Source organism: Streptomyces sp. NPDC006372 (genome assembly GCF_040612515.1).
In the GTDB taxonomy this organism is placed as follows: domain Bacteria; phylum Actinomycetota; class Actinomycetes; order Streptomycetales; family Streptomycetaceae; genus Streptomyces.
Map to the genome: position 1 here is coordinate 773,838 of NZ_JBEXQJ010000001.1, position 12,622 is coordinate 786,459.

Consider the following 12,622-nt stretch of genomic DNA (forward strand, 5'->3'; position numbering starts at 1 on the left):
GAGAGGTGAGCCTCGCCCTGACACCACTCCCCCGCCGTGTCGCCGCGCTGGCACCGGCCCTGTCTGTGGTGGCCGTGCCTGCCGTGCTGGCCCTGCCGCTGACTCCGGACGGCGCGGGGCCCGCCGACGTGCTCTCCGGGCTCGTGGTGGTGTACTGCGTGATCCGTCTCCTGCGTGAACGACGGCGCCCGCTGTCGCCCACCGCGGCCTTGATCCTGGGCCTGCCGGTGGTGGGGCTCGCGCTCGCCGCCATGGGTGCGTTCTCGCCCCAAGCCGGGTTCGCCGGTCTGGGGCGCTATCTGCAGACCTTCGTGCTCGTTCCAGCGGCCGTTCTGCTGCTGCTCCGCGACCGGACCGGCTTCCGCATGGTCGCCTGGTCCTTCGTGGGGGTCGGGCTGTGTCAGGGGGCCATCGGTGTACACCAGTTCGTCACGCGGACCGGTGCCTCCTACCAGGGCGAGAACATCCGGGCGGTGGGCACCTTCGGACCGCACGACGTGATGGGCATGGCGACGACGGTCTCGCTCGGCCTGGTGTGCGCGGCCGGGATCGCGCTGGGCCGGGTGTCGGTACGACAGCGGGTCATCGCCGTCGGGTGCGCTCTGGTGCTGCTGCTGCCGCTCGCGCTCTCCTTCAGCCGGGGAGCCTGGATCGCGACCGTTCTGACGTGCACCGTGCAGTTGGTGCTGGCCGGACTGCGGCGTGCGCTCAAGGTGGCCGGGGCCGCGATCGCTGCGGGCGTGATCCTGGTGGGCGGGTTCGGTGTGGGGTCGGCGCTGCTGCAGCAGCGGATCGACAGCATCGCCCAGGTCACCGACGCGCCTGACCAGTCCGTCGTCGACCGGTACACCTTGTGGGCGTCCGCCACGGACATCTGGCGTCAGCACCCGCTGACGGGCGTGGGGTTGAAGGGCTTCCCCGAGTACCGGGACGGGCACGCCACGCTGGCGCTGTCCTCGGGCAGCGAAACCGACGGCGCGGGAATGGCGTACCAGAGGCAGCCCTTGCTGTCTCCGCACAACATGTACCTGCTGGTGCTGAGCGAGCAGGGCCTGATCGGGCTGCTCGGGCTCGCCGGGAGCTGGCTCGCGCTGCTGGTGTGCGGGGTGCGGCGGCTGCTGCGCGCCCGTGACCGCGGACAGGGCCTGGACTGCGGGCTCGTCGCCTGCGGACTGCTGGTCTGGCTGCTGACCGACTTCGTGTACGGAGACATCGGCGGTCCCGCGACCGTGCTGATCGCCATTGCGATGGGCCTCGTGGCGTGGTGGGCGCTGGCCGATCATGGCGACGCGCGTGAGGACGTGCCCCCGGGCGGGGTGCGTGAGCCCGCCGAGGAGGCACTGGCGCGATGACGGTGGTACCCCCGAAGTCCCCCCGGCCCGAAACGAACGGCGCGGCGACCGTGCCCCCGGCACGTGCCGCCACCAAGGCGGGGGAGAGTTCCGACCCGGCGTCGGCATCGGCCTCCGGAAGCTTCCTCGCCAGGGCTGCGCTCGTCACGGCGTCGCTGTCCATCGCCGGCTCGTTGCTCGGCCTGGTACGCGACCAGTCGCTGGCTCGGCTGTTCGGCGCCGGCAGCGAAACGGACGCCTTTCTGATCGCGTGGACCGTTCCTGAGTTCGCCTCCACGCTGCTCATCGAGGACGGGCTGGCGATCGCACTGATCCCGGCGTTCAGCATGGCGCTGGCCCGTCGCGCCCGGGGCGCCCCGGGCGACCCGGTCCGCGCCCTGGTCAGCGCCACCCTGCCCCGGCTGTGCCTCGTCCTCGCCGCGGTCGCGGCGCTGGTCGCCGGCACCGCTCCCTACCTGGTCCAGGCCCTCGCACCCGGCCTGTCCGACCCCCGGCTCGCCGCCGACTGCACCCGGATCACAGCGACCTGCGTGCTGGCCTTCGGACTGGCCGGGTACTGCAGTGCCGCCCTGCGGGCACACCGCTGCTTCCTCGCGCCCGCGGCCATCTACGTCACCTACAACACCGGCATCATCGCCGCGATGTTCCTGCTCGGCGAAGGCTTGGGCGTGCGTTCTGCCGCGGTCGGGGTGGCGGCGGGCGGCTGTCTGATGGTGGTGGTGCAACTGCCGTCGCTGTGGCGGCGGCTGGCGTCGCCCGAGTCGCCGGTGGCCGGGGACAGGGCCGCCGTCGAGGAGCGGCCCGTGCAACTCGCCCTGGTCTCCGCCGTGCTCCTCTTCGCGTTGTGCCGCCAGTCGCAGGTCCTTGTGGAACGCTTCCTCGCCTCCGGCCTGCCCTCCGGCGCCATCTCGCACTTGAACTACGCGCAGAAGGTCGCCCAGATTCCGATGACGCTGTCGCTGATGGTGTGCACCGTCACCTTCCCCGTGGTGGCGCGGGCGCTGGCGGACGGTGACACAGCACGGGCCCGCAGCCGCGTGGAACGGGATCTGGCGCTCGCCTCCTGTGTGGTGCTACTGGGCATGTGCGCGGTGATCGCCTGCGCCCCTCAGATCATCGAACTGCTCTTCGAGCGGGGGGCGTTCAGGGCGAGCGACACCGCGGCGACAGCGGACGTCATGCGCGTGTACGCCCTCGGACTGCTGGGCCAGACCCTGGTCGGCGCCCTGGTGCGCTCCTACTTCTCGGCGGGTCGCGCCAGCTGGTACCCCCTCGGCGCGATGACGGCAGGCATCACCGCGACGTCCTTGATCGGCGCCGCGACGGTGCGCTCCTGGGGCGTGGCGGGGATCGCCGCCGCCAACGCCCTCGGCATCACCGTCACGGCCGCCCTGCTGCTCGCCGGACTGCGCACGGGCCGGCACGAAAGCCCCCACAGTGTCTCCGTCCGGGGCCGGCAGGTCCTGGCCGAGCTGAGCAGGCTGGTGTGCGCCGCGGTCGCCGCCACCGCCGTGGGGGCGTTCACCGCGAGTCGGCTGCCGTCCCCGGCTGCGGGCCTCACGGCCGGCCTTCTGACCGTGACCCTCGTCTTCGTCTCGCTCGCCTGGGCTCTCGGTGCCCAGGGCTCCGCGTCCGCTCTGCGCTCCCTACGCGCCGTCACACGAAGGCTCCCACATGGCCGCTTCCGTTGATTTTCCCGACGCAGTCAGACCCCCGGCTCCGTCCAAGGGCCCCGTCCCCTGGGTGGCGATGTACCACTCGGTGGGTGACTGCTCGGACGACCCGTACCGCATCACCGTGACGCCCGAGCGACTCGACCGGCAGCTGGCTTGGCTGCGCCGACGAGGGCTGCAGGGTGTGTCCGTGACCGAGTTGCTCGCCGCCCGTGCCCGGGGCGGGGGACGGAACCTGGTCGGGCTGACCTTCGACGACGGGTACGCCGACTTCGTCACCGAGGCCCTGCCGCTGCTGCGCCGCTGGGACTGCGGCGCCACCCTCTTCGTTTTGCCCGGGCAGCTCGGGGGTGACAACGCCTGGGACCCGCTCGGCCCGCGCAAGCCGCTGCTGACCGCGGACGGCATCCGGAGTGCGGCGGCCGAGGGCGTGGAGATCGGCTCGCACGGGCTGACCCACGTCGACCTCACCAAGACGGACGACCTCACCCTGAAGGCCGAGGTCGCCGAGAGCCGCGAGCGACTGCAGGAGCTGACGGGTGCTCCGGTGGAAGGCTTCTGCTACCCGTACGGCGCGATCGACGCCCGCGCCGTCGAAGCCGTACGCGACGCGGGCTACACCTATGCCTGCGCCATCGACCCCGGGCCGCTGACCGGCCCGCACGCCCTGCCGCGCGTGTACGTCGGCCAGGAGGACACGGCCTGGCGCCTGCAGCTCAAGCACTGGCTGCACCGGCTGCGGCGGCGTCCGGTGGAGGGCCTGTGAGATGAGGGCTCTGCACATCATCACCGGCCTCGGGGTCGGCGGGGCCGAGCAGCAGTTGCGTCTGATGCTGCGCCATCTGCCCGTCGACTGCGATGTCGTGACGCTCACCAACCCCGGCGCGGTCGCCGAGGGTCTCACCGCCGACGGTGTCCGCGTCACGCATCTCGGCATGGGCGGCAACCGTGATCTGGCCGCGCTGCCGCGCCTGGTCCGGCTGATCCGGGCGGGCGGCTACGACCTGGTGCACACCCACCTGTACCGGGCCTGCGTGTACGGCCGGCTCGCCGCCCGGGTCGCCGGGGTACGGGCGGTCGTCGCCACCGAGCACTCCCTGGGCGACTCGCAGATGGAGGGCCGCCGGCTGACGGCGGGGGTGCGGCGGCTGTACCTCGCCAGTGAGCGGCTCGGGTCGGCGACGGTCGCCGTGTCTCCGACCGTCGCCGATCGCCTGAAGCGCTGGGGTGTGCCCGCGCCCCGTATCGAGGTCGTCCCCAACGGCATCGACGTGGACCGCTTCCGGTTCGACCGGGAGCGGCGCGTCAGCGCCCGTCGGCACCTCGGCCTGCCGGCGGACGCGTTCGTCGTCGGCGGCGTCGGCCGGCTCGCCCCGGGGAAGCGGTTCGACGTCCTCGTCCGCGCACTAGCCCTGCTCCCGGACGACCACTGGCTGCTGCTGGTGGGCGGCGGCCCCGAGGAGCACGCCCTGCGCCGCACGGCTCACGAGGCCGGTGTGGCCGGGCGCGTCGTGTTCGCCGGTGAGCGCCCCTACGTGGCCGACGGTTCGCCCGGCCCCGACCTGCCCGCGCTCACCTCGGCGATGGACCTGTTCGCCGCCCCGTCCACCGACGAGGCCTTCGGCCTGGCGGCCGTGGAGGCGCTGGCGTCCGGCCTGCCCGTGCTCTACGCCTCCTGCCCGGCGATCGAGGACGTCCGCCCGCCGGACGCCACCGCCGACGGCGGTGTCCGGCGGGTGCGCGGCGGCCCCGAGGCCTACGCCCGCGCGATCGCCGAGGTCAGCGCATCCGGCCCCCGGCCGCGCACGACCTCGGAGGTCGCGCACCACTACAGCATCACCCACTGCGCGGCCCGTCTCACCGACGTGTACGCGGCAGCGGTCTCCAGTTCGCCGTCCCCCTCACCTCTGGGAGCCAACTCCTCATGACCGACACTCCGACCCGTCAGCGCCGCCTGTCCCTGGCCCGTCTCAGGGCGCTGCCGCTGTGGTCCGTGCTCGCGGCCGGCACCCTCGCCGGGAGCCTCGTCGGCGGTGCGTACGGCGTGCTCACGCCCTCGACGTACACGGCCACCAGCTACGTCATCGCCGTGCCCACGGGGAAGTCCACGCCCGATGCCGCCCTCGGTTTCGCCCAGGCCTACGGCCGGGTCGCCACTCAGCTCGCGGTGCTCGGGGACGCGCAGGTGTGGGCGGGTGTGCCGGTGAGCACCCTGCAGCGCAGTGTGCGTTCGGCGACGTCGCCCGACGCGCCGATGGTCGCCGTCTCGGCCACCTCCGAGCGCCCCGGCCTCGCCGTCGACATGGCCAACGCCGTCACCCGCGCGCTGACCCGGCACGCCGACGACAGCAGGGGCAACACCAACGTGCGGCTCGTGCAGTTCTCGCGTGCGGTGGAGCCGAGCGAGCCGACGTCCGCGTCATCGGCGGTGACCGGTCTGGTGGGCGCGAGCGCCGGTGGTCTGCTGGGCGGCCTGGCCCTGCTGGCGCGGCCGAGGAAGTCAGGCCAGGACGACGACCCCGCCCCGGCCCCCTCGGTGCCCGGCCCGGCCGCCGCCGCCGATGTGCGCGGACAACGGTGACGACGGCGGGCCTTGCCGGATTCCTACCACCAGTCGAAGCGGAGGCAGAGCCTCCCTCCGAGCCACTCTTCCACCCAACTGCCCAGATCCAGCGGCGTGCAGTCCGTCGGGGGAGGCGGTGTGCCGGGGGCCGTGGGCTTCGGCGTGGGCGTCAGGGGCGGGCCCGTCTCGTCGGTGCGGCCGAAGAGGGTCGAACGGTAGACATGGGCCGATTTCGGGTTGGTCCTGCACTGCCACACGCCGTGCGGGCAGTAGTCGGTCAGCGTGTTGTAGAGCGGCCTGTGTTCCTCGATCCAGTCGAGCATCCTCCGCATGTACTCGGGATTGTCACCGTTACGGAAGAGCCCCCATTCCGGATAGGAAATGGGTTTGCCGTGAGCCTTCGCGAAGTCTACGTGGTCCTGCAGCCCGTAGGGCTCTCTCACCTGTTGATCGAACGACATCCCGGCCGGCTGGTCGTAGGAATCCATGCCAATGATGTCGACCGTGTCGTCCCCCGGATAGCATTTCGTCCAGGGAACGGCGTCCTGGCCACGACTCGGCGTGAAATCGAACCGGAACTTCTGACCCGGCACGGAACGCATGGTGGTGACGATCCTGTTCCAGTACTTCTTCCAGGCCTCCGGGTCCGGCCCGCAGCGATGGGTGTACGTGATGCCGTTCATTTCCCAGCCGAGCACGATGACGGTGTCCGGCACTTTCAGCTCCACCAGCCGCTCGGCGAGGACACGGAAGTGGTGATCGAACTCTCCGGCCGCGCCCTGCCGCAGCAACCGCCGGACCTCACTGTCCGACGCTCCCTCCTCGTTGCGCTCCTGCATGGGGACGTTGAGGACGAGCATCCGGTTGGGCTTCTCGTTGCGCCAGCGCGCCCACGCGTCCAGGAAGTCGGCGGAACCCTCGATGTCGCGCCAGCGGTGGCCCGGCAGATAGGTGTGGCCGGCGCGGAACTCGGCACCGCCCAGCCAGTGATTGAACAGTGGCATGCGGGCCACACCACGGGCGTCGGACTTGAGGAAGACACCGTAGGCCGGGGTCTCCTTGCCCGGCACCGGTGTGGTGGCCGGCGTCGGCGTCGAAGGCAGGGGGACGGCCGGAGGTGTGAGGCCCGAGGGCGAGGCCACGGGCGCCGGCGGGGTTGGCGCCGGAGCCCGGGGATCGGCGGCCCGTGCCACCCCCACCCCCACTCCCGCCGCGAGGCCGGACGCCAGGGTGGCCGACGTGGCGACCGCTGCCACGCCCAGGGCCAGCCGGCGGATTCCGGCCCGCTTGTGCTGTGGGGCCATGCCTGCTCCTTTCTTCACTCTCGTCCAGTGGTGCTGCCGCGTTTTTCTGTATTGACGGGCAATCATATGAAAGCCAGTCATGAAAGAACTCACGGCGCCACTGCCGTTGCGGCTTTCGAGTGCTGGTCTCGCCCGTGTGGGTGAGCCGATCGAAGAGAAAGAGAGAATTCGTGTCGCTGCTCGACACCTGTGTCCCCGCTGTTGTGCTACGGATCGACCGGAACCCCTTTCACCACGGAACGCTGGGGGCCGCGCGCTCGCTCGGCAGGGCGGGAGTGGAGGTACACGTCGTCGCGGATTCCGCGGGAAGTCCCGTCGCGGCATCACGTTATGTGCGTCAGATGCATCCCCCGCCGCTCCCCGGAGCGTCCCCCGACGAGATCCTGGCCGTGTTGCGCCACGTGGCCGACCGGATCGCCCGCCCCGCCGTCCTGGTGCCGATGGACGACGCGGGCGCGATCGCGGTGAGCCGGGTGCGGGACGAACTCGCGCCCTCCTACCTGCTGCCGGCGATGCCGGGCGGACTGGCCGAACGCGTGGCCGACAAGGCGGAACTGGCCGCCGTGTGCGTGTCCACCGCCGTCCCGCACCCCGCCACGCTGGTCCCGGACAGTCCGGCGGAGGTCGCCGGCGCCATGCGGCAGCTCGGGCTGCCGGTGGTGGCGAAGTGGAGCCGGCCCTGGCTGCTGCCCGCCGGCAGTGGGCTGCGCAGCACGCTGCTGGTGCGGTCCGTGCAGCAGGCGAGGGAGCTGTTCCTGCGTACTGAGGAAGCGGGCAGTCGGCTGCTGCTCCAGGCGTACCTGCCACCGGGGCCCGACCGGGACTGGTTCTTTCACGGCTACGCCGACCGCTCGGGCACGGTGCGCGCGGGAGGGCCGGGCCGCAAGCAACTGGCCTGGCCGCGAGGGGCGGGACTGACCGCGGTTGGCTGCTGGACGCCCAACGCAGAGGTCCAGAGGCTCGCCGAGCGGCTCACCGACGAACTGGGCTACCGGGGCATCTTCGATCTCGACTTCCGCCGCTGCGGCAGGACGGGCCGTTACCACCTGCTCGACTTCAACCCACGCACCGGCGCCCAGTTCCGGCTCTTCGAGGACAGCGCGGGGCTGGACGTCGTACGAGCCCTCCACCTGGATCTGTCAGGCCGTCCCCTGCCGGACGGGGCCCCCAGGACCGGACGGACGTTCGTGGTGGAGAACTACGCGCCGTTGGCCGCGCTGCGTGCGACGCCCGGCGGACGCGAACTGGCGTGGCACGCCGCTGACGACCGCTCCCCCGGACGGGCCATGTGGGCGCTGTGGAGCCGGCATGTGTCCCGCCGGCTGCGCGAGCGGCTGGGCGCGCCGACGTCGCCCGTGGCGGCGCAGGCGTCACCGCTGATCCCCCGGGCGGCCTCGCCCTCCCTGACCGACAACGAGAAAGCGAGCAGTTGATGGTGTACGACCTTCTGGTGGTGGGCGCAGGCCCGTACGGCCTGTCGATCGCCGCCCACGCCGCGGCGGCCGGGTTGAACCTGCGCGTGTTCGGGCGGCCGATGGCGTCCTGGCGGGACAACATGCCCGGCGGCATGTTCCTGAAGTCGGAACCGTGGGCGTCCAACCTCTCCGACCCGGACGGACGGTGGCGTCTGGACGTCTACTGTGCAGAACATGGGCTGACGGCACGTCACGCGAAGCCGATTCCCGTGGAGGCGTTCGCGCAGTACGGTCTGTGGTTCGCGCGCAATGCCGTACCCGAGGTGGACGAACGCACGGTGGCCCGGGTGGCTGCCGGGCCCGGCGTCTTCACGGCGGTCACCGAGGACGGGGAGGAGGTGCACGCGCGGACGGTGGCGCTGGCGGTCGGTGTGATGCCGTTCGTCGAGGTGCCGCAGACGCTGCGCGGGCTCCACCCCGCACTGGTGACGCACAGCAGCCACCACAGCGACCTCAGCCGCTTCCGCGACAAGGACGTCACGGTGATCGGTGGCGGCCAGGCCGCCCTGGAGACGGCGGCGCTCCTCGCCGAGCAGGGCACGCGCGTACGAGTGCTGGCGCGTGCGGACCGGCTGGTCTGGAACGATGTGCCGCCGCCCTGGGAGCGCCCTTGGTGGCAGTCGGTCCGCTCCCCGCACAGCGGCCTCGGCCCCGGGTGGAAGAACTGGTTCTACTCGGAGCGCCCCGACCTCTTCCGCCGCCTGCCGGAGCCGACCCGGGCACGCATCGCGACCACGGCGCTGGGGCCGGCGGGCGCCTGGTGGGTCCGCGACCGGGTGGAGGGTGTCGTGGAGCTGCTGCCGGGCCATGAGGTCACGGCGGCCAGTGCGGTACCGGGCGGGGTACGACTGGACACAGTGAGCCGCGCGGGTGCCCTGCGCAGCCTGGAGACCGAGCACGTCATCGCCGCGACGGGGTTCCGGGCGCGCTGCGACCGGCTCGGACTGCTCTCCGCCGAGTTGCGCGGAGCGCTGGCAGCACTGCCCGACGGCTCCCCGGCGGTCGGGCGTAGCTTCGAGTCCTCCCACCCCGGCCTGTTCCTCGCCGGCCTGCTGACGGCCTCGGGCTTCGGCCCGGCCATGCGTTTCGTCCAGGGCGCGTCCTTCACGGCGTCGACACTCGTCCGGGGAGTGCGCCGCCGGCTCGGGGCGATGCCGGCGAGCGGCACAGTCCCCGCGCCGGTGACGGGCAGCCGGAGCGAGTCGCCGTCGCCGGTACGCCCTTGACGGGAGGCGCGTGCTGGACCGTGGGCCGCTGATGGCCACAGTGTCATCGGCGGCCCGCACTTGTGCCGGGAACGCTCGAGGGGTGTGGGGTGATGCCACGGCTGACACCCCCCGGAGCATGGTCGGCCCGGGGGGTGCGGAAAGTGCTGTCCTGGGAGGCCAGAGGCCTCGCACCTGGACCGTATGGAAGTGAGGGGACATCGCCGGAACGGGTACGCGACGGGTCCGGCGGGCGGTACCGGTCGAGACGCGCTGCCATCCGGTCCGTGCGGCGGATGGTCCCCGGGCCGGCGGGGGCTGCCTCGGGTGGCGGCAGGCGCCGGTCCGGGGCGGGGCCCGGGTGCCGGACGGGTCGCGTCCGGCACCCGGAAACAGCTACCGGGACCAGTTGGTGCGGCCGCGGCGGTACAGCAGCACCCCACCGGCCAACAGGGCGGCGCTGGCGGCCGATGCGGCCACAAGCGCCTCACTGCCGGTTTCCGCCAGCTGGGGCAGCGGGCCGGTCTTGTCTTCAGGGGTGGACGACGGCGTCTCGCTCTCCTTCTCGGGCGAACGCGGGGAATCCGGCGTCTTCTCGTCGTGCGGGGTGGGACGGTCCTTGGCGGGGGGCGTCCGGTCCTTCTCCTCACCCGGCTTCGAGGTGTCGTCGTCCTCGTGGCCGTAACCGCCGCCGTACGAACCGTTGGAGCAGGAGGTCTCAGTCGCCTCGTTGAACAACGCGAGGCCGTCGACACTGTTGCCGCACGCGTTCACCGGCACATCGACCGGCACCTGCACGATGTTTCCGGACCCCACGCCGTAGGAACCCTTCGCGACCGCTGACGCCTCCGGGCCGTAGCCCTTCGACTTGTGCGAGGTGTTGCGGCAGGCGTTGCCGAACGAATCGCTGAGGACCGCGAGCACCTCGACGGTGTTCCCGCACAGGTTGACCGGCACGTCGACCGGCACCTGCACGTTGTTCCCGGACAGCGCGCCAGAGGCATCCTTCGTCACTCCCGACGCCTCGGAGTCAGCGAGGGCGGGGCTGCCGTACAGGGACAGAATCCCCGTGGCGGCGGCCGCCGCGAACGCTCCTCTGCTCAGGGTCTGTCGCATTGCAGTTGTCCTCCTGCTTGAAAAATCGGGGCAGCCGGTATCGGAGCGGAGACTCGCGTCCGGGCCCGGCGGTGAGGCGGCATGAACGGTGGCAGCGCTGCACAGGAACAGGACGTATGAATGCGGGCCCGCGCCAAAGGAGCAGAAGCGGCGGCCGCCGCGACGATCATTGCCGCCTTGAGCACTGCGCGTTCCTTTCTCGTAGCGCCGCATGCTCTACTGCCTCATCAACCCGGTGCAGAAGGATTGGTTCCGCAAGTTCACCCGGTTGGCCCGCGTCGCATGGTCGGTGGTCGCGACCCTATTCAGCCCCGGCGCCGCTCTGCCCGTTCGATGGCCTTGGAGAGTTCGCCCACCGCCCTGTCCTCCGTGGCGCCGGACAACTCGCGGGCGCGGGCGGCCAGTTCCGTGAAGCTGCCCGGGGCCCCCGGGAGGCGGTCGTAGCGGTCGCCCGGTGAGCGGAGGGCGTCGGCGAAGTAGGCGGCGACCGCGGTGACCTGGAAGCGGCTGGGGGCGGCGCGCAGGGAGTCGTGGAGGGCGTCGGTCTCGAGGTCGCCGGACTCCTCGTGGGGGTCGCGGGTGTCGGGGTCGAGCCAGCGGACGGTGGCGGTGGCCAGATGGCCCTCGGCACCCGGCTCGGTGCGGACGGCGTACAGGGCGGTGACGGTGTGGCCGGGGCCGACCTCGCCGCCGTCGACGCGGTCGTTGCGGAAGTCGTCGTCGGCGACCCGGCGGTTGTCGTAGCCGACCAGGCGGAACTCGGCGACCGTCCGGGGGTCGAAGGAGACCTGGGCCTTGGCGTCGCGGGCGGTGAGGTCGATGTTGCGCGGGAGCTCCTCGCAGAAGACCTTGCGGGCCTCGCCCTCGTCGGACACGTACACGGTGTGGCCGTCGCCCTTGTCGGCGAGGCGTTCCATCAGGGCGTCGCCGTAGTCGCTGCCGACGCCGACGCCGAAGAGGGTGATGCCGTGCTCGCGGCGTTCGCCGGCGATGCGCTCCAGGATGGTGTCGGCGTCGGTGTCGCCGGTGTTGGCGAGGGCGTCGGAGACGAGGACGACCCGGTTGGTGGCGCCCTCGCGCAGGCCCTCGACGGCCGTCTCGTAGCCGGTCTCGACTCCGGCGCCGAGGTTGGTGGAGTCCTGGGTGTCCAGGTCGGCGATGGCGTCCTGGATCTCGTCGCGCTTGCCGTCGAGGCGGGTCATCGGCAGGACGGTCTCGGCCTCGTCGCTGAAGGTGACGAGCGCGACCGAGTCGTCGCCCTGCAGCCGGTCGGTCATCACCGACAGGGATTCCTGGGCGAGGTCCAGGCGGCCCGGTTCGGACATGGAGCCGGAGATGTCGATGACGAAGGTCAGGGCGGCGGGCGGGCGTTCGCCGGCGCGCTCGCCGGCGCGCTCGCCGGCGCGGGTGGCGAGGCCCACGCGGACCAGGGACCAGTCCTCGTCGTCGGTGCGGGCGCCGTCAACGGTGACCGAGAAGCCGTCGCCGTCCGGGCGTTCGTAGTCCTGGCGGAAGCTGTTGACGAACTCCTCGGGGCGGATCGTCGAGGGGTCGGGGAGCCGGCCGTCGGCGAGGGCGCGGCGGGTGTAGTCGTAGGAGGCGGTGTCGACGTCGAGGGCGAAGGTGGAGAGGTGGCCGGGGTTCTCCCGGCGGTCGTCCTCCGTCTCGCTGCGTTCGTCTCCGTACTCGGGTGCGGTCAGGCCCGAGCTGTAGCCGGGGCGGTCGGCCGCCTTGCTGCCGTCGTCGGTGCCCGCTCCCCCGCCGCACGCGGTGAGCAGGAGTCCGCTCGCCGCCGTGAGGGCGAGCAGCAGCCTTCGTGTCCGGTGCCCCTGCATCGTCCGTACCCCCTGCATCCGTTGGTGTCGGCTTCTTGCGACTGTGACGGCGCAGGGGGTGAGAACGTGCGGTACGGGGCGTTGCGGAAGCGTCTCGAA

Annotated in this window: 10 protein-coding genes; 7 read left to right on the plus strand and 3 right to left on the minus strand. The window is 72.1% G+C overall.

All coding sequences use genetic code 11. The annotated features are described in order from the left end of the window. The first annotated feature begins 5 nt into the window (after positions 1–5). The 5 genes from ABZ016_RS03435 to ABZ016_RS03455 are packed head-to-tail and all read left to right on the plus strand — an operon-like array spanning position 6 to position 5,606. Positions 6–1,352 (plus strand): O-antigen ligase family protein, encoded by a 1,347-nt coding sequence (locus ABZ016_RS03435; protein ID WP_356914839.1) that lies wholly within the window; start codon positions 6–8, stop codon positions 1,350–1,352. Beyond that, on the plus strand, positions 1,349–3,043 hold the full coding sequence (locus ABZ016_RS03440) for a lipid II flippase MurJ (RefSeq protein ID WP_356914840.1): 1,695 nt from the start codon (positions 1,349–1,351) through the stop codon (positions 3,041–3,043). Before ABZ016_RS03435 ends, ABZ016_RS03440 begins: the two co-directional genes overlap by 4 nt. Positions 3,044–3,101: 58 nt before the next feature. Then, positions 3,102–3,791, plus strand: a complete 690-nt coding sequence (locus ABZ016_RS03445) for a polysaccharide deacetylase family protein (protein ID WP_356914841.1) — start codon at positions 3,102–3,104, stop codon at positions 3,789–3,791. A 1-nt stretch (position 3,792) separates the two neighbouring features. Continuing rightward, entirely contained in the window at positions 3,793–4,953 is a 1,161-nt protein-coding gene (locus ABZ016_RS03450) for a glycosyltransferase (RefSeq protein WP_356914842.1), read from the plus strand. Beyond that, on the plus strand, positions 4,950–5,606 hold the full coding sequence (locus tag ABZ016_RS03455; protein ID WP_356914843.1) for a lipopolysaccharide biosynthesis protein: 657 nt from the start codon (positions 4,950–4,952) through the stop codon (positions 5,604–5,606). The genes ABZ016_RS03450 and ABZ016_RS03455 overlap by 4 nt, the downstream gene beginning before the upstream one ends. 23 nt (positions 5,607–5,629) lie before the next feature. Here ABZ016_RS03455 and ABZ016_RS03460 read toward each other — a convergent pair whose 3' ends face one another. Further along, positions 5,630–6,892 carry a glycosyl hydrolase gene (locus ABZ016_RS03460; RefSeq protein WP_356915046.1) on the minus strand — a complete coding sequence of 421 codons (1,263 nt, stop codon included), beginning with the start codon at positions 6,890–6,892 and terminating at the stop codon, positions 5,630–5,632. Between the two features lie 170 nt (positions 6,893–7,062). On the opposite strand from ABZ016_RS03460, the gene ABZ016_RS03465 reads away from it, so the two are divergent. Both ABZ016_RS03465 and ABZ016_RS03470 read left to right on the plus strand, forming a co-directional pair. Next, complete coding sequence (locus ABZ016_RS03465; protein ID WP_356914844.1) at positions 7,063–8,325, plus strand: ATP-grasp domain-containing protein; 1,263 nt, start codon at positions 7,063–7,065, stop codon at positions 8,323–8,325. Further along, on the plus strand, positions 8,325–9,593 hold the full coding sequence (locus tag ABZ016_RS03470) for an NAD(P)-binding domain-containing protein (protein WP_356914845.1): 1,269 nt from the start codon (positions 8,325–8,327) through the stop codon (positions 9,591–9,593). The genes ABZ016_RS03465 and ABZ016_RS03470 overlap by 1 nt, the downstream gene beginning before the upstream one ends. 375 nt (positions 9,594–9,968) lie before the next feature. On the opposite strand, the gene ABZ016_RS03475 is transcribed toward ABZ016_RS03470, so the two are convergent. Both ABZ016_RS03475 and ABZ016_RS03480 read right to left on the minus strand, forming a co-directional pair. Continuing rightward, positions 9,969–10,688, minus strand: a complete 720-nt coding sequence (locus ABZ016_RS03475; RefSeq protein WP_356914846.1) for a chaplin — start codon at positions 10,686–10,688, stop codon at positions 9,969–9,971. A 305-nt stretch (positions 10,689–10,993) separates the two neighbouring features. After that, positions 10,994–12,523: a von Willebrand factor type A domain-containing protein gene (locus tag ABZ016_RS03480; RefSeq protein ID WP_356914847.1), complete on the minus strand. Its 1,530-nt coding sequence runs from the start codon at positions 12,521–12,523 to the stop codon at positions 10,994–10,996. Positions 12,524–12,622 lie beyond the last annotated feature (99 nt).

What these genes read in the sequence shown, in the direction of transcription:
- ABZ016_RS03440 (WP_356914840.1), top strand. Translation starts at nt 1,349, where the DNA reads ATGACGGTGGTACCCCCGAAGTCCCCCCGGCCCGAAACGAACGGCGCG.
- ABZ016_RS03445 (WP_356914841.1), top strand. Translation starts at nt 3,102, where the DNA reads ATGTACCACTCGGTGGGTGACTGCTCGGACGACCCGTACCGCATCACC.
- ABZ016_RS03450 (WP_356914842.1), top strand. Translation starts at nt 3,793, where the DNA reads ATGAGGGCTCTGCACATCATCACCGGCCTCGGGGTCGGCGGGGCCGAG.
- ABZ016_RS03455 (WP_356914843.1), top strand. Translation starts at nt 4,950, where the DNA reads ATGACCGACACTCCGACCCGTCAGCGCCGCCTGTCCCTGGCCCGTCTC.
- ABZ016_RS03460 (WP_356915046.1), bottom strand. Translation starts at nt 6,892, where the DNA reads ATGGCCCCACAGCACAAGCGGGCCGGAATCCGCCGGCTGGCCCTGGGC.
- ABZ016_RS03470 (WP_356914845.1), top strand. Translation starts at nt 8,325, where the DNA reads ATGGTGTACGACCTTCTGGTGGTGGGCGCAGGCCCGTACGGCCTGTCG.
- ABZ016_RS03475 (WP_356914846.1), bottom strand. Translation starts at nt 10,688, where the DNA reads ATGCGACAGACCCTGAGCAGAGGAGCGTTCGCGGCGGCCGCCGCCACG.
- ABZ016_RS03480 (WP_356914847.1), bottom strand. Translation starts at nt 12,523, where the DNA reads ATGCAGGGGCACCGGACACGAAGGCTGCTGCTCGCCCTCACGGCGGCG.